10 protein-coding genes are annotated in these 17775 nt (G+C 64.5%); 7 read left to right on the top strand and 3 right to left on the bottom strand.

Translation table 11 applies throughout. The features are described 5' to 3' along the window. The first annotated feature begins 616 nt into the window (after positions 1–616). The 5 genes from J8F10_RS25355 to J8F10_RS25335 all read left to right on the top strand — a co-directional run bounded on the left by J8F10_RS25355 (position 617) and on the right by J8F10_RS25335 (position 12462). On the top strand, positions 617–7549 hold the full coding sequence (locus tag J8F10_RS25355; RefSeq protein ID WP_210658713.1) for an Ig-like domain repeat protein: 6933 nt from the start codon (positions 617–619) through the stop codon (positions 7547–7549). 217 nt (positions 7550–7766) lie between these two features. Beyond that, on the top strand, positions 7767–10715 hold the full coding sequence (locus J8F10_RS25350; RefSeq protein WP_210658711.1) for a protein kinase domain-containing protein: 2949 nt from the start codon (positions 7767–7769) through the stop codon (positions 10713–10715). A 96-nt stretch (positions 10716–10811) separates the two neighbouring features. Next, a complete protein-coding gene (locus J8F10_RS25345; protein WP_210658709.1) occupies positions 10812–11051 on the top strand; it encodes a hypothetical protein in 240 nt (79 codons plus the stop codon). Then, on the top strand, positions 11039–11296 hold the full coding sequence (locus J8F10_RS25340) for a hypothetical protein (RefSeq protein WP_210658707.1): 258 nt from the start codon (positions 11039–11041) through the stop codon (positions 11294–11296). Before J8F10_RS25345 ends, J8F10_RS25340 begins: the two co-directional genes overlap by 13 nt. A gap of 80 nt (positions 11297–11376) precedes the next feature. Continuing rightward, the gene (locus tag J8F10_RS25335) at positions 11377–12462 is read left to right on the top strand and encodes a sugar kinase (protein WP_210658705.1); all 1086 of its coding nucleotides are present in this window, start codon (positions 11377–11379) and stop codon (positions 12460–12462) included. Between the two features lie 97 nt (positions 12463–12559). Here J8F10_RS25335 and J8F10_RS39250 read toward each other — a convergent pair whose 3' ends face one another. Then, positions 12560–13501, bottom strand: coding sequence for an FKBP-type peptidyl-prolyl cis-trans isomerase (locus tag J8F10_RS39250; RefSeq protein ID WP_315854161.1), 942 nt, complete (start codon positions 13499–13501; stop codon positions 12560–12562). 98 nt (positions 13502–13599) lie between these two features. Here J8F10_RS39250 and J8F10_RS25320 point away from each other — a divergent pair, with 98 nt between their 5' ends. Beyond that, positions 13600–14487, top strand: coding sequence for a tetratricopeptide repeat protein (locus J8F10_RS25320; RefSeq protein ID WP_210658703.1), 888 nt, complete (start codon positions 13600–13602; stop codon positions 14485–14487). A gap of 65 nt (positions 14488–14552) precedes the next feature. On the opposite strand, the gene J8F10_RS25315 is transcribed toward J8F10_RS25320, so the two are convergent. Both J8F10_RS25315 and J8F10_RS25310 read right to left on the bottom strand, forming a co-directional pair. Beyond that, complete coding sequence (locus J8F10_RS25315; protein WP_246523570.1) at positions 14553–16082, bottom strand: MATE family efflux transporter; 1530 nt, start codon at positions 16080–16082, stop codon at positions 14553–14555. Positions 16083–16223: 141 nt separating this feature from the next. Next, entirely contained in the window at positions 16224–16961 is a 738-nt protein-coding gene (locus tag J8F10_RS25310; protein WP_210658699.1) for a 3-keto-disaccharide hydrolase, read from the bottom strand. 279 nt (positions 16962–17240) lie between these two features. On the opposite strand from J8F10_RS25310, the gene J8F10_RS25305 reads away from it, so the two are divergent. Further along, the gene (locus J8F10_RS25305) at positions 17241–17600 is read left to right on the top strand and encodes a hypothetical protein (RefSeq protein WP_210658697.1); all 360 of its coding nucleotides are present in this window, start codon (positions 17241–17243) and stop codon (positions 17598–17600) included. Positions 17601–17775 lie beyond the last annotated feature (175 nt).

Here is a 17775-nt window from a genome sequence, read left to right as displayed (position 1 = left end):
CAGTCTTTATAGGAGTGGGGGCCGAGTCGTGTCAAGCGGCGCGGGATCGGCGCGGAGGGCTGTTACAATCGTTGTACTGGTAGGGCATAGTCGTTGGGCGCCTGACCCGCGGCCCACGGGGGTATTAATTGGGTTGTTACAATCGTCGTGACGAAGTGTCCGGTTATCGGGCGCCGTGCGCGTGGCGACAGAGCAATTGATGACGAATTAGCTTCAGATCATAGGCAAGTACCGTCGTTGACAGACTCGGGAACCCGTTCTTTGGTCGATGTTTAGTAATAATCACATTTTCATGCGACACACGCCCGAGATCGCCGCTGTATCCATGAAATTCAAGGTTTCGCGCCTCGACAGCACAATTCCGAGATTTGCGTTCCACAAACGAATCGGCCGTGCATTCTCGTGCGAAGAGACTCCCGGCTCATAGCCTTCTCATAAACTGCGGGCATACTGGAAGTGAATCTGCACCGAACCGTCCTCAAGCTCAAGCACAAACACAAGGGCATGTAACGTCAAGCGAAACTTAGCGGGGCGCTAAGTGTTGTTCTCTTGTGTTCTTTTCTAATTGGTTTTTGACACGGAACATACAGTCCATAAACACCACGCGGGTACAGCTATGTCGCGATCGTGGCTTCGCCAATTGCTCAAGAAGCGGTTTGTCGGTCAGGGTGCGTGCGCCCCGATTCAGCCGGCGCTCACGGTCGAGGCGCTGGAGGACCGCGCCCTGATGGCCGTCGCGGTGTGGACCGGTGGTGGGATCCCTGCCCCGACGGGTGGGAATTTATCCGCCTTGTGGAGCAATTCCCTCAACTGGCAGCTCGGTAATATTCCCCAGGACGGGGACGATGTCATCTTCCCGGCCGGGCTCGCGGCCGCCAACAAGCCCCCTGCGGCGATCGTCAACGGCGCGTTCATCTTCCCGAACGGGGCTCACAACCCGCCCCCCACTCCTCCGGCCGTAGGGATCGACGGCGGGAAGCTCGCGAACTCCATCATCGATGATAACCCGTTTCACAGCTTTGCGACCCGCAAGAACTGGATCATCGGCAATCTGCAGATCAACGACGACAATTATCACATCGACGCACTCACCGCGGGCACGACGCTGACGATCCTGGGGCGCGTGACTGCCAACATCCCGCAGACCGTAGGTTCGCTCGCCGGGCTCTCGCTGCTCGGGCCGACGTTCACGCCGGGGAACGGCGTTTCGAACCTGACCGTCCAGTTGAACGGCCTCAACCAGGAGTTCCGGAGCGATGGCGTCGGTGTGTTGTACATCAACGCGAACATCATCGACCCGGCCGGGGGGATGGGCGGGTTGCTGAAGCGGGGGACCGGCACGATCGCGCTGGCCGGGAACAACACGTTCACCGGTGGGGTGCGTGTCGCTGAGGGCATCCTTATCGCCTCGAGCGACAACGCACTCGGCGACACGGTCCGCGGAACCGTCGTGGACTTCGGTGCGACGATGGGCATTGCGAACGGGGCCACCGTCTCCGACTCGCTCGACCTCGTCGGGGACGGGGTGGGCGGGTTGGGGGCCCTCCGCGGTATGAATGACCCGTACCGCACGTTCCGCGGTTCTACGACCACGCAACTGCCGCACGGTACCTGGTCCGGGGGGATCGCGCTCATTGGCAACGTGAGCATCGGCGTCGACGTCTTTACGCTGGGAACCCCTGGGACGGGGCTCATTGTCGATACCACCGGGATCAGTGGGAGCGGCAATCTGACGAAGGTGGGCGCCGGTGATTTGGAGTTGGAGGTCGGGAACACTTACGGGGGCAATACTCTGATTCGGGGGGGGAGCGTCACGATCTACGATAACAATGCGCTCTCGCCCGGTTTCTCGACCACGGTGTTCAACGGCACAACTCTGAGGCTCGACAGTGGGCTCGCCGTTAACGAAACACTTTTCCTGAACGGCCCCGGCATATTCGTGGACCTTGCCCAGCGGCGCCTCGGCGCTCTGCTTTTGGACTTCGTGGGCGCGTCCACGTGGCTCGGCACCATTACCCTGCAGAGCGCTTCAAACATCGGGGCGACTCAGGGCAGCGAGTTGCTGCTTTCTGGGGCGCTCGGTGGTGCGGCCGATATGTCGAAGACCGACCAGGGGAATGTTCGCATCGCTCGCAACAACAGTGCGACCGGGGTGCCCACCGGCTTCACGCCCTTCACCGGTAACACGAACGTCAATAACGGCACCTTGGAGATCGCTAACGCTCTGGCCCTTGGGTCCAGTGGTACCGTTACGGTTAACTCGACTTCGGGTACGGACGGGGCGGTTGGTACCCTTCAAATCGAGGGGAATTACACATTAGCACGGCCGCTGGTCCTGAACGGTGTCGGGTTCGAGACCAGTGGCGCGGTTCACATCATCGGCGGGTCGGCGATTACATTCAGTGGCGCCGCCACGCTCGGATCTGCGGCCTCTCTCAACGTCGACGGTGGGAGTTCGCTGACTGTCTCGGGCAGCATCCGCGACGTCGCGACGCCCCCCGGGGGCACCATTCCGAGCTTGGAAAAGACCGGGACCGGAACCCTGACCCTCTCTGGGAACAACACGTACCTCGGGTCCACGTCCCTGCGTCAGGGGCTGACCATTATCCAATCCAACCAGTCTCTGGGCGGGACCAACGGGGCCGGTACTCGGGTGTTCGCGGGGGCCACGCTGCAAGTGGCCAATGCGATCACCATGACCGAAGCCTTGACACTTTCGGGGACCGGGGTGTCCGGTACCGGCGCTCTCGTGGTCGGCCCGGGCAACAGTCAAATCACCGGCCTCATCACTCTCCTCGGCGTTGACGCGACCCGGGCCGATATTAACGTGGCCGCCGGCGGCTCGCTCACGTTTTCGGGCGTTGTGAGTGGTGACGCCGATTTCCACAAGATCGGCGCCGGTGAGTTGCGCCTCAGCGGGACCGCGAATAACACGTTCGTCAAGCCCACGTTCGTCGACGACGGGCGCCTCACGCTCGCGAAAACGCCCGGCCTGAACGCGCTGAACGGTCAAGTGTTCGTCGGCGACGGCACCGGTGCCAATAACTCGGCCGAGCTGCGCCTGGAAGCGTCCAACCAGATCCCCGAATCGGTCAGCGCGACCACGATTCGCGTGCGCGTCCAGCAGGACGGGCTACTCAACCTGAACGGGTTCAATGAGACGCTCGGCGCGGTGACCCTCGCCGGCGGCGAGTTGACGACTGGGGCCGGGTTGCTGACCCTCGCCAGCGACGTGCTCGTTGCTGGTGCGGGCGACACCGCGAAGATCACCGGTAACGTGTCCCTCGGCGGGGTCACGCGCACCTTCAGCGTGAAGTCGCTGGCGGCGACCGAGTTCTTCTCGAGTTCGGCCGTGTCTCAATTCGGTAGCGCAGTCACGTTCACCGTGAACATCATCACCGGGAGCGGGCCAGCCGCGGGCGGGTCGGTGGAGTTCTTCGACGGCGCGACCTCCCTCGGGTTCGGCACTCCCTCTTTCAACGTCGGGGTCACGACGTTCACGCTCACCACGAGCAACCTGTCGGCCGGGAGCCACACGATCACCGCCGAGTACTCCGGGGACGCGGTCTACGCGGGCACGACCGTGGCGCTGCCGTCGACCCAGGAGGTGGTCGGGGCCCCCTCGCGGCAACTCCTCACCTCGAACGCGAACCAGACCAGCCCCGGGAACGCGGCGTTCACGTTCACGATCACCCGGTCGCAGGCGAGCAACCCGCTCCCAACCGGGAGTGTCACATTCTTTGCCACGGCAAACGGGGTTACGACTCCGATCGGTGGCGCTTTCCTGAACGCCAACGGGGTCGCGACGCTGAACTCCGGGCTGGGTGCCGGGGTGTACGTCATCACTGCCCAGTACTCCGGTGATGCGTACTACGCCCCCTCGAGCGTCACCCTCCTTGGGGGCCAGATCGTCGTCGACGCCCCGTCACTTCTGCTCACGTCCAGTGCCAACTCGTCCGCCGTGGGTCAGGGTGTGACGTTCAACTTCACCGCCACGAACCAGTTCGGCAGCCCCGTGCCGACCGGGACAGTAACGTTCTTCGATGGTGCCACCATCATCGGTGTGGCGAAGACACTCGTGAACGGCCAGGCGACCTCGGACCTGATCTCGACCCTGGCCGCGGGCACCCGCGTGATCACTGCCGTGTACTCCGGGGATCCGTTCTACGAGGCCCAAACGGTGGTCCTCTTGGGCGGGCAGATCGTGGTCAACGCCCCCGTGCTGCTCCTCAGTTCCAACGCCAACCCGACCCCGGTCGGGCAGGCCATCACCTTCACTTTCCAGGTCAACTCCGCGACCGCGACCGGGCAGGTGAATTTCTTCGATGCCGGCATCCCGCTCAACACCGTCCCCGTTAACGTGGTCAACGGGGTGGCAACGTTTACCACTAACGCGCTGCCTGCCGGATTACGCGCCATCACCGCCGTGTACTCCGGGGACGGGGGCAACGCGGGCGGGACCGCGACCCTCGGGCCGGTCCAGGTGGTGGCCACCCCGCTCCAGATCCAGCTCAGCTCGAGCGCCAGCCCGTCGTCAACGGGGCAAATTGTAACGTTCGATTTCGTTGCCACCCGTCAGGCCGGTGATCCGGTGCCCGGTGGGATGGTGACGTTCTTCGACGGGGCGACGCAGCTCGCGGCGGTGAATCTCACCACCCCCGCGGGTGGGCTCACCAGTTTCGCCTCGTTCAGTCTCTCGAACCTGACGTTCGGCACGCACTTCATCACCGCCAGGTACGCCGCGGGCGCCGGATCTGCCTATGCGGACACGACGGTGCAGCTCCGGCCGCAGCAGGCGGTTACCAACCCCCTCACTGTGCAGCTCCGCTCGAGCGCCAACACGTCCCTGGTGAACCAGAGCGTGACGTTCACCTTCACCGCCACGCGCCAGGTCGCCGCTAACCCCGCGCCGACCGGGACGGTGACGTTCTTCGATAACGGGGTCGCTATGCCGGGCGCGATCGCAATACCTCTTACCGGTGGCGTGGCGTCGTTCACAACATCGGCTCTGACTCAAGGCTCCCACACGATCACCGCCGCGTACACCGGGGACACGTTCTACGAGGGCCAGACGGCGACGGTGGCTCCGACCCAGATGGTGGTGGCCACGCTCCCGACACCCAACAAGACGGTTACGGCCGCGCAGGACGGTTTCCTCGAGGTGAGCGGCGTGATCTCCGGGAGCCCCGGTGACGGGATCATCAAGGACGGGGGCGGGGAACTGCGCCTCAGCGGGGCGAACACGTACAGTGGTACGACCACGGTCGCCCGCGGAACCCTGCAGTTGACCGGGAGCAACACGCTCCCCGACGGCACCGTCGTTGCGCTCGCGCCGGGGACCACGCTGGACTTGAACGGTCAATCGGACGCGGTCGCCTCTCTATCGGGCTCGGGCACACTCGTGCTCGGCGCCGGGGCGCTGATAATCGGCGGCGATAACTCTTCGTCGGTTTTTTCGGGCACCATCACGGGTACCGCGGGCGGCGGGGTGGGGAAGGTCGGTACCGGCACGCTCACGCTGGACGGCCCCGCCAGTCTCGGCTACGCCGGCACGACGATCATCGTCGGCGGGACCGTGTTCGTGAACACGGACCTGAGGAACGCGCCGGTGGAGGTGCGCCCCGGCGCCACGCTCGGTGGAACCGGGACCGTTGGGAGCGTCACGGTGACCTCCGGCGGTACGCTCTCGCCGGGGCTCAGTCCCGCGCTCCTCAGTATCAACGGGGATCTGACCTTTTACTCCTCGACCTTCGTTGTGGAGGCGAACGGCACGACGCTCGGGTCCGGCTACGACAGCGTCGCGGTCAGCGGGATCGCGACGCTCAACAACAGCGCGACCCTGGTGTTCAGCCCGACCTTCAGTCCCAACGTGGGCGCCACGTTTACGATCCTTACGGCCACGGGCGGCGTTACCGGTACTTTCAGTGGGCTGGCGGACCTGGCGACCTTCACCATCGGCACCCGGACCTACCAGATCGACTACACCGCGAACAGTGTCCTCGTCCGCGTGCTCGCCCTCGCTTCGACCGCGACGATCCAGTCGAATACCAACCCGTCGCTCCCCGGTCAAGCCGTGACATACACCGTCACTATCGCACCCGCGGCGGCCGGTGACGCTGTACCGGCGGGCACGGTGGAGTTCTTCGTCAACGGCGTGTCGATCGGGACGCAAGCGCTCGCTGCAACGGGCACGCTCAATCAGGCGGCGGCCTCGTTCTTGACGACGTTCGCGAACGCCGGCTCGTATACCGTTACCGCGACGTTCACGCCGACCCCGTCCACCTACGAAGCACGCACCCAGACCGATCTGCGCTTGATACAGTCGGTCACCGTCGTCTCGACGACGACCCTGCAGGCACTGAACGGGCCGAGCGTTTTCGGGGACACGGTCGGCTTCGTCGCGCGGGTGGCGCGGCAGACCGGGCTCGCGGTCCCGACCGGCACGATTACCTTCATCAACTCCACGACCGGCGAGGTCTTGGGAGTTGTGGCCCTCGACGCGACCGGCGCCGCGAGCCTCAGCACCAGCACGATCCGTGCGGGCACGAGCATCATCTCGGCCGTCTACTCGGGCGACACGTTCTACCGGTCCGGGTCCGGTACCGCGTCCCAGATCGTTGACCGGCAGGCGCGCCTGGTGGTCGGCACGGACGCGGGTCCGGTCGCCACGGTCCAGGTCTTCGACCCGCGGACCGGCGCGCTGCTCCGGGTGCTCACGCCCTTCGACGGTTACACGTTGGGGGTGAAGGTGGCGACCGGGGACGTGAACAACGACGGGATCAGCGATATCATCGTGTCCGCGGGGGCGGGGGCGCCCGGCGGGCACGTGAAGGTGTACAGCGGGTCCGATTACTCGGAACTCGCGAGCTTCTTCACGTTCATCGGGTACACGGGCGGGGTGAACGTGGCGGCCGGGGACGTGAACGGCGACGGGTTCGCGGACATCGTCGTCGGCACGGCCATCGCCAACGACCACGTCAAGGCGTTCTCGGGGCGCAACCCCGCGGACACGCTCCTGAGCTTCTTCGCCTACTCGACGAGCGGCGGGAACCCGGTCGGGGTTACGGTGGGCGCGGGCGACGTAAACGGCGACGGCCTCGCCGACGTGATTACCGGGTCGGCCACGTTCGCCGGGCACGTCAAGGCGTTCTCGGGGCAGAACAACGGGCAACTCCTCGGGAGCTACTTCGCATACGGGGCCGGGTACCTCGGGGGCATCTACGTCGCGGCCGGGGACCTGAACGGCGACGGGCGCGCCGAGATCATCACCGGGGCGACGAACGCACCGCACGTGAAGGCCCTCGACGCGCTGACGGGTGCGGAGCTGCAGAGCTTCATCGCGTACCCGGGTGCAACGTTCGGGGTCCGCGTCGGGGCGATCGATCGCGACGGCGACGGGCTCGCGGACATCCTCACGGGCGCGGGCGGCAGCGCCCCGCACGTCAAGGTCTTCGACGGCCAGACGCTGGACCTCCTGGACAGCTTCCTGGCCGTGCCGGTGAACATGCCCCCCTCGCCCGGGATCTTCGTCGGCGGTAGTACCAAGTAAGTTCGGTTCCACCGCCCCGGCTCACGTGAGCCGGGGCGGTGTCGTTTTTGTCCGGGAACGGTGCCGTTCCGATCAAATCTGCGGGTTCCCGGCGCGAATCATTTCCTGTTCCGTAGCGCGGCCCGCCGAAAGCCCGGGCTTCGCCTCTTGGCACCGTGTCGTTTCGCGGTCACAATAATTGTTATTCGTGTCCGCGTTCCCCCGCGAGCCGAGCACCATGTCCGAACTCGACCCGGCCGATTTTGCCGTACCCAAAACTCCGCCCCGCGCGCCGGACCCCGAGACGCTCACGGGCGGGCGCACCGGTCCGAGCGCGCCGGCCCGGTCGATCCCGGGCACCCGGCCCGTCCGCATCGGGCGCTTCGAGGTCCGCGCGCTGCTCGGCGAGGGCGCGTTCGCGCGCGTGTACTTGGGGTTCGACCTGGAACTCGAACGAGAGGTCGCGATCAAGGTTCCGAAGGTCGACGAACTGACCCCGGAGTTCCGCGAATCGTTCCTCCGCGAGAACCGACTGGCCGCCATCATCCACCACCCCAACGTGTGCCCGGTCTACGAGGTCGGCACCGACGGCACGCTGCCCTACATCGTGATGCGCGTGGTCCCGGGCACGCTGGCCGGGCTGCTCCAGCGCCGCGCGGCCCCGGTGCCCCCGCGCCACGCGCTCGCGATCGCGCGGAAGCTCGCACTGGGGCTGGCCGCGGCGCACGCACAGAAGGTCGTTCACCGCGACCTGAAGCCCGCGAACGTGCTCTTCGACGAGACCCACCGCGAGGTTTTGATCGCCGACTTCGGGCTGGCCCGGCTCGTCGATCAGGGGTCCGCGGCCAGTAACGGGGTGCCCAAGGGAACGCCCGCGTACATGTCCCCGGAGCAGGCCCGCGGGCTGGTGGCCGAGATCGGGCCGCTGTCGGACGTGTACAGCCTCGGCGTCATCCTCTACGAGATGCTCGCCGGGCGCGTGCCCTTTTTCGGGTCCGTCTGGGAGGTGATGCGCGACCACTGCGAAACCGCCCCGGTGCCCCCGTCGCGGGTCGTTGGGGACCTCGACCCGGCGCTCGATGCCGTGTGCCTCAAAGCGCTGGCCAAGCACCCCGCCGACCGCTACCGCTCCGCGAAAGAATTCGCGACCGCACTCGGGGCCTACCTGCGCTCGAGTGAGCGGGGCGGCGCGCTCCCGGTGGCCGCTTTTGATAGCGCGGAACCCCGATTGGGTGGCGCGCTGGAACTCACCGAGGAGCCGCCCCTCGCCGACGAGGTTCCCGAACTCCCCACCGTGCCCGTGGGCCGGTCGCCACAATCCTCGGCCAAGCACCGGCCGGTCCCGCCCCCGCTCCCCCGTTCGGTCCGCGAATTACGCGCGCCAAAAACTGCGGCGCCCGCACCGCGAGCCCGTCAGCGCCTGCCCGTAATTGCGTTACTCGTGTCGGGCGCAGCGCTACTGGTCGGCGGGGCGGCAGTGGCGCTTCTGGTGATGCAGAAGCCGGAACCCACGAAGGACTCGGGTCCGCCGGTCGCGCTCGGCGACGGCGCGACACCGAAACCGCCCGTAACAGATCCGGGCGCATCCACACTCGTTATCACTAAGCCCGAACCCATTTCCGAAGCCCCGGACCCGCGCCCGGTTTCGACTTTGAAGCCGGAACCCCCAGAACCGGAGCCGAAAAAGCCGGAACCGGCGCCCGCGGCCCCGGACCCGAAGCCGGCGATCGATGCGGACCTCCGGCGCGACTGGAGTGACTACCTCAGTGCCTCGGGGGGGGAAACGTCCCACCCGTTCTTCAAAGAGCGCGGGCCGACCCGGTGGCGCGCGTGGCGCGAAGCGGCCGAAGGCGATTGCGTGTACGGCATGGTCCTGTACGCGAACTGTCTGGAAAACGGCATCGGCGCGGCCAAGAGCGAATCGAAGGCGGCCCGGCTGTACCGCAAAGCGGCCGAGGCCGGTGAGCCGATCGCGATGACCGAGTTGGGCGGGTGCTTTCGCGACGGTAAGGGCGTTCCGAAGGACGAAACCGAAGCGGTCGCGTGGTTCCGCAAAGCCGCTGATCTCGACGACCGGATGGCAATGTATTTACTCGGGGTCAGTTACCGGGACGGGCGCGGGGTGACAAAAGACTCAGCGGAATCCGCCGAGTGGTTCCGCAAAGCTGCCGATCTCGGTGGGCCGGCCGCGATGGTCGAACTGGCGTACTGCTACGCGACCGGTTCCGGGGTGACGAAGAACCCACCGGAGGCGGTCGCGTGGTTCCGCAAAGCCGCCGACCGCGGTAACGCGATCGGGATGGACGAATTGGGGTACTGCTTGGCTCACGGCCGCGGGGTCAAGAAAGACCCCACGAAGGCCCACGCGTGGTACGAGAAATCGGCCGAACAGGGGTACTCCAACGCCCAGAACAATCTTGGGCTCCTGTACGGTAACGGGCTCGGGGTCTCGACCGACTACGCCAAGGCCCGCGAGTGGTACGAAAAGGCCGCGTCGCAGAACCACCCCGGTGCTCAAAATAACTTGGGCGTCCTGTACGAAAGCGGACTCGGCGTCACCCAGAACTACAAGACGGCGCGCGAGTGGTACGAGAAGGCCGCCGAACAGGGGTACGCCATCGGCCAGTACCACCTCGCGCTGCTGTACTACCGGCCCCTGGGTGTCACGCAGGACTACACCAAAGCGCGCGAACTGTTCGAGAAAGCGGCTGCCCAGGGCGATTCTAACGCCCAGTTGTACCTCGGGTTCCTGTACGGTACGGGCCGCCACGACAGCAAGACCGGCACACCCGACCACGCCAGGGCGCAAGAGTGGTACGAGAAGGCCGCGGCCCAGGGGCACGCGCAGGCCCTCCACAACCTCGGTGTCCTCTACAGTTCGGGCAAGCACAAGGACGGGAACGGGAAGCCGGACCACGTGAAGGCGCGCGAGTGGTACGAAAAGGCGGTCGCCCAGGGGCACGTCGGGGCCACGAACAACCTCGGTCTCATTTACGAACACGGGCGCGGTATACCCGCGGACGCCGGGGAAGCGGTTCGACTGTACCGCAAAGCCGCGGACCACGGGGACAAGAACGGTATGACCAACCTGGCCCGGTGCTACGAGAAAGGCATCGGGGTCGCAAAGGACGAAAAACAAGCCGCGTCGTGGCGGGAAAAGGCCGCGAAATTACCCGCGGAAAAGTGACCGGGCTGCAGTTCCGCGCCCGGCGCCGAAGAGCGCGGATCGATTGTTCGGAGGCTGGCTCGGTGATATAATTCGGCTATTCGCAAGGAGATAGCCATGTCCATCACGATCGCCGACGCGCTCCTCGTTACTGAACTCGCCCGAGCCAGCGCGCCGGTAGAGTTCCGCGCGAGTGACGGTCGGATCTTGGGGACGTTTACCCCGGCTTCTATGCACGGTGCAGAACCGCACATCTCCGAAGAAGAACTACGCCAGTGCGAGGACGTGACCACTGGCACGTGGTACACCGCTGCGGAGGTCGGGGCGAAATTGAGGGATCTGCGATGTTCGCGGTGATCTGGCGCGATTCGGCTCTTGACGCACTGGCGGATGCCTTCGTTCAAGCGAACACGTCAACGCGCGACGCGATCGAACGGGCTGTAATTCGGTTCAATAACCAGCTCGCTGCGGACCCAAACGATCTCGGCGAGTCGCGCTCAGGGGCCGGGCGCCGGATCGCGTATGATTCACCGTGTGCGATTCGGTTCACTGTTGATACCGCGGGCGGCACCGTTCGGGTCACGCACTTCTGGACGTACTGATTTCCTCATTTTGCACCGTCTTGTCCGTCCTTTCTTCGGCGATAGCGTAGACCACACAAGACGCTTCCCGGAGTTCCTTCATGCCTCTTCCGATCCGCACCGACACCTGCGCGCTCGACTTCCTCTCGCTCGGAGCACTGGTCCACCGGCTCGACCCCGGTGTCACGCCGTTCCGCAAGGCCCGCGGGTTCGACGTTCACGTTTCCGGCGGCGAGTACAACGTCGCCGCGAACCTCTCCGACTGTTTCGGTTTGCGCACCGGCGTCGCGAGCGCGATGGTCAACTACCCGGTCGGCGACCTGGTGCAGGCCCGCGTGCGCGAAATGGGCGTCACGCCGTTCTACAAGCACTTCGAGCACGACGGCGTGCGCGGGCCGAACATCGCCACCGTCTACAGCGACCGCGGGCAGGGCGTCCGCGCCCCGGTCGTTTTCTACAATCGCGCCAACGAAGCCGCTTCGCTCCTCAAGGTCGGCGACTTCGATTGGGCCAAGATCATGGCCGGCGGCGTGCGCTGGTTCCACTCCGGCGGCATCTTCGCGGCGCTGTCCGAAAACAACCCGGAGCTCATCATTGAGGGCATGAGGGCCGCGAAAGCGCAGGGCGCGATCGTGTCGTTCGACCTGAACTATCGCGGGAAGCTGTGGAAGCCGGTCGGCGGCGAGACGCGCGCGGTGGAAACGCTCCGGCGCATCGTCGCGAACGTCGATTGCCTCATCGGGAACGAAGAGGATATGCAGAAGGGACTGGGCGTCAAAGGCCCCGAAGTGACGAAGAAAGAGGAATCGAAGCTGAACCCGGACGTGTTCTTCGGCATGATCGAGAACACGGTGAAGGAGTTCCCGAACATCAAACTGGTGGCGACCACGCTCCGCGAAACGCACTCGGCCAACCGGCACGACTGGGCCGCGGTGCTGTGGCTCGACGGGAAGCGGTACGTCAGCCCGACGACGCAGCTCGACGTGATCGACCGCATCGGCGGCGGAGACGGGTTCGCGGCCGGCACCATTTACGGGCTCCTCAGCGGGCGCGACACCCAGCAGGCGCTCAATCTCGGCTGGGCACACGGCGCGCTGCTCACCACGTACCACGGCGACACCACGATGGGCACGCTCGCGGAGGTCGAAGCGTTCGCCTCCGGCGCCGGGGCTCGGGTGCAGCGCTAACGGAGGCGGTTCGCGTTTGCTGTCAGTTAACACCGGGCGGTACCGCGACGGTCCCCGCCCGGTTTTTGACAACAACTGAATACGGACGATTAACGAATCACTTGACGAGTTCCACTTCAAAAATGAGTGTGGCGCCCCCGGGAATACCCGATCGACCTTTGGGACCGTAGGCCAAATCCGCTGGTATCACGAGCTTCCGCACGCCACCGGGCTTCATCCCCGGGATTCCGCGCTCCCAGCCCCTAATTACCGATTTTTCGGTACCCGGGCGGAGAACTGCGTCGAACGGTACGCCCCGCGTTTTACTGCTGTCGAACTGGTGCCCGTTCACCAACCAGCCCGTGTAGTGCATCGTCACCGTCGCACCCTCCGCAACGGGTTCGCCGGTACCCTCCTTCAAGTCGCGGATTTTTAGCCCGCTGCCAATGTCTTTGAGACCGGGATCCTCGGTGCCCCCGTTGGACCCGTCGGACATCGGTTTGCCGGAGCCGACCGTAACGTCTTTCGGCGCCTCCGAGTGGTTATGGTTGTGCGCTTCAATTAGCTCGATCTCGAATACGAGTGTGCTGTCGGGCGGAATTTTCCCTTTCCCCCGCTTTCCGTAGCCCTTGTCCGGCGCGATCACCAGTTTGCGAACCCCCCCGGGTTTCATGCCCGGAATACCTTCTTGCCACCCGACGATCAGGTCCTCGAGCTTGAAAGTCGCGGGTTGCCCGCGGTCCTTACTACTGTCGAACACGGTGCCGTCGGGAACCCACCCGGTGTAGTGGATCTTCACCTCCGCACCGGGCGGGCACGATTCGCCCGTTCCGAACCTTAAATCGCGGCATTTGACGCCCGTGCTGAGTTCCTTCAGGTCGGGGTCATCGACCGAGCCGTTCGAGCCGTCGGACATTGTCTTCGGGGCCGCGGCTTCCGAGACGTACACCACCAACCCCACAAGTATCACGATCGCCGCCACCGCGAGCGCCGGTACGAGGATCTGCTTCATCTTCTGTTTGTCCAGCCCCTCGGGCTGGCTCTTATTGGGTTCCGCCACCGTGTGCCTCCGCGAGCGCGAATGAGGAAGATGGAAGTTGTTATAGGACCGCCCATCGGAATAGGATCATCCCCATTGTTTCCTCACGAGGGCTACCCATGCGCGTGTTCGTTGTTGCCGCGTTCGTCGCGGGCGCTTGCCTCACCACGAGCGTGAGCCCGCTCGGGCGCGCGCGCGCCGAAGATAAGAAGGACGAGAAGAAAGAAAAAGAGTTAACCAAGCTGCTCGACGACATCGAAACCGCGATGAAGGCGAAGAAATACGCGGACGTGATTCCGCTGGCGAAGAAGGCATCCGAACTGGACCCGAAGAACCCCGCGGCACCGTTCGCCGCGGCCACCGCACACACGCAACTCCGCCAGAACGCGGAAGCCGTCAAGGAGTGGACGAAGCTCCTCGCGCTGGAACCGAAAGCGGTGCGCGCCTACGATTCCCGCGGCGACGCGCAACTGAAACTCGGCAACTTCAAGGAAGCCCTCTCGGACTTCGACGAGTACCTCAAGTCGGACCCGAAGTTCGCCCCGGACCACTGGCGCCGCGGGATCGCGCTCTACTACGCGGGCCGCTTCAAGGACGGCGTGGACCAGTTCGAGCAGCACCGCACGGTGAACGGCGAGGACGTCGAGAACTCCGCGTGGCACTACCTCTGCAACGCGCGCGCGAACACGCCCAAGAAGGCCCGCGAAGACCTGATCCCGGTCACGAAAGACGCGCGCGTGCCGATGAAGCAGGTGCTCGAGTTGTTCGCGGGGAAGATCAAGCCGAAGGACGTGATTGATGCGGCCGAGAACGAAAAACTCAAGGGCGAACCGCTCAAGGAGGCCCGGTTCTACGCGAACCTCTACGTCGCCCTCTACTACGAGTCCGAGGGCGACGCGAAGAAGTGCCGCGAGCACCTCACGGAAGCCGTCGAGAAGTACGAAATCAGCCACTACATGTGGGACGTGGCCGCCGTTCACCTTAAGCTACTGAAGGACAAGAAATAAGCGTGCTCACCGCAGAGGGCGCGGAGAGCACGGAGAGAAGAACCAGAACTGCTCTTTAAACTCTCCTATTTGCCTTTCTCGGCGCCCTCTGTGCCCTCTGCGGTGAAACTCTTTTCTTCTTCCACGCCCGATTCGATCACGCGCATCGACTTCCACTTCCCGCTACGGAACCGGAACCAGAAGCACGCGCTCATACCGAGAATGTGCAGCGTGGCGAACACCCAGCACCAGTACACGCTCCCGCCCGCGAACACCGTGATCGCGGTGGGGATCACCATCAGCGGCCACGCCAGCGCGAACGTCAGCTTGGTGACGTACTTCGTGTCCCCGGCGCCGCGGAGCGCGAACGCGAACGACACGTTGATCGCGTCCGCCACGGAGAACACCGCGACGCATAACAGGAGCGTCGGCACGAGTGCGACGATCGTGGCGAACTTCTCTTGCTCCTCCGGCTTGTCCGGTCGGAACGGCTCGACCAGAATGCTCGGGATCGTGACGTAGGCGAGCGCGATGAGACACATGTACCCGAACGCCCACTTCAGCCCGGTATAGGTACTCTTCTCCGCTAGATCCGGCCGGTTCCCGCCGAGCCGCTGACCGACGAGAATGCAGATCGCCTGCCCCATCCCCATCATCGGCAGGAACGCGATCATGTTCAGCCGGATCGTGAGTGTGGTCGCCCCGAGCGCCGCGAAGCCGAGGTTCCCGACGAGTATCGTGAAGCAGTGGAACACCAATACATCTAAAAATACCTGCATCCCGGCCGGGCCGCCGTAAACCATCAGTCGGCGAAACAGTTCGCGCTCCGGCTTCCATCCGCTGAGCGTACCGAACTCGGCGCGGTACTTCTTGCGGAGCATCAGCGCTAGCGCAAATAGCGCCGCGGCCCACGACCCCGCAACCGTCGCCCAACCCGCGCCCTCGATGCCGAGTTCCGGGAACCCCAATCGGCCGAAGATCAGTACCAGCGCGAGGGCGATGTTCACCGCTGTGCCGAACGCTTCGATTCCCAGTACGGTCCACGTCTGTCCGCGGCCCGAGAAGAACCCGTTGACGGCACCCATCACGAGCATTGGCAGCGCGGCAAACGCCAAACACTTGAGGTAAGTGGCTTCCAGCGGCTGGATCTCCGGCGGGTGGCCGGTGAAGGCGATGAGGAGCGGCGCCGCCGGTGCTACCACCAAAAACAGGATTCCCGCGACGATCGCGAAGTGAATCCCCTGCCACACGGCCGCGCCGACGCGGTGGGGCCGCTTCGCTCCGGTGTACTGCGCGACGAACGTCGATGTGTAACTCGCGGTAACCTGCAGCAGCCCGAAGAACAGCCAGTACCACATCACCGCGGGGAACGACGCGGCCATTTCCAGCGGGTCGTGCCACGACAGGAGCACGGTGTCCACGAACACCTGCACCGTCATGAAGCTCTGGCTGACGATCAGTGGCAGGGCGAGTTTGAGAAGTTCTTTCGACCCACCCGGAACTGCCGTCGGCGCGCCGGGCGCGTCCGATTCGGGTGGGAGCGCGTGCCACTCGGCGGCTGCAGTTTCACCGGCCTCGCTCGCACCGACCGGCTCCGAATACGGGCTGGTCGGCATTCCGAGGTCCGGGGGCGGAACAGCGGTCGGATCGGCACCGGATTCGAGACGGGCGGCGGGTTGGGCACTTTCGGTCGGGGAGGGTTCAACCGGATTAATTCCCATGCGATCCGTCGTCCTTGTTTTTATGGTCCGGGCGAGTCACTTGATGGGCAGCAGCCAGATGTTCCGAAACTGCACCGGGTGCCCGTGGTCCTGAAGCATGATCGGCCCGGGCTTGGCGATGTCCCCGCCGAGGCCGGCTGTTGTGTTGTCGCTCGTCACGGGCGCGTTGTCGTGAATCTTGATTCCGTTATGAGACACCGTCATGCGGGCAGGTTCGGTTTTCTTGCCATTTTCGACTTTCGGCGCCGAAAATTCGATGTCGTAAGTCTGCCACACGGTCGGCGCCTTGCACGCATTCTCCGTCGGCGCCGCGACGCCGTAAATCGCGCCGCAATCGTTCTTTCCGCTCTTCAGCCCGTAGCTGTCGAGGATCTGGACCTCGTACCGACCTTGCACGTACACGCCGGAATTTCCCCGCCCCTGGCCCGCGCCGGCCGGCTCGTAGGGCACGCGAAACTCGACGTGTAACTTGAACGTCCCGCCGAACGTTTCCTTCGTGATGATGTCGCCGTGCCCCTTCACGCCCTCCATGATTCCGCCGTCGCGGAGCGTCCACTTCACTTTGTCCTTGCCGTTCGGCTTCACCCACTTCGAGAAGTCCTTGCCGTCGAACAACACGATCGCGCCTTCTGGCGGTTTGGCGCCGGGTGCGTCCTTCATGTCTTCCGGCTTCGCGGGCTTGAACTTGTCATCGAGCTTCCACGAATCGGCGTCCGCAGCGAATCCGACTGCGACTGGCACCAGGAACAAGGAGAGCGCGAGTGTGAGGCGCATGGGGCAGGCTCCAGAGGTGGGGAGACCGAGAGGATTGTATTGGGAAGGGCGCTCTCGTTCCGCGGGGCGTTTCAGGTGGTCGCGCTGATCGCTGTGTCAACCGAGTCGTTCTCGGTGTTCGTGGAGGGATCTTCTCTTCAAATCGCGCGGGAATAATTCCCGCATCGGGGCATCTCATCTGTGAGGGACAACGACGGGTGCGAGTTGCTCTCAACGACCGGTCAAATCGACTTCGCGCCTATTACGATTCCACATCACAACGTGTTGAGGGTGCGTTCCATGTTACGAACGTGCGTGATCTGCTGCGCGCTGGGCGGGGTTCTCGGCTTGGCGGTCGGGTGCAATCAGTCAAAAGATACAAAGGCCACGCCGACAAAGAAAGAAGAGGCCGTGGCCATCTACAAGTCGGACCTGGACAAGTTTGAAAAGCAAATCAATGACCTGAAGGCGAAGGCAGACAAGGCCGCGGGCGAAGAGAAAACCAAACTGGACACGAAGCTGAAAGAAGCCTCGGGCAAGCGCGACGCGGCCAAGAAGAAGCTGGAAGAGTTGGAGAAGGCCGCGTCCGACAAGTGGGAGGCCGTGAGCAAAGAGGCCAAGACCGCGGTCGAAGACCTTGAGAAAGCGGTCAAGGAGTAACGCGGTCAATCGCTCCACAACGACCGAGACGCGGCCTCGGTCGTTGTGGGCGCTCAGTGATTCACGATGCGGAACGTCATTTCGAGGAACACTCTACACCCGACCTTCACGCGGATGATTCTTGCCAGCACCGGGACCGCTCGTTGAATAGACGCAGCGCCGATTCACTCATTTC

Source organism: Gemmata palustris (assembly GCF_017939745.1).
GTDB classification, from domain to species: Bacteria; Planctomycetota; Planctomycetia; order Gemmatales; family Gemmataceae; genus Gemmata; species Gemmata palustris.
This window is presented reverse-complemented; position numbering and strand designations above follow the sequence as displayed.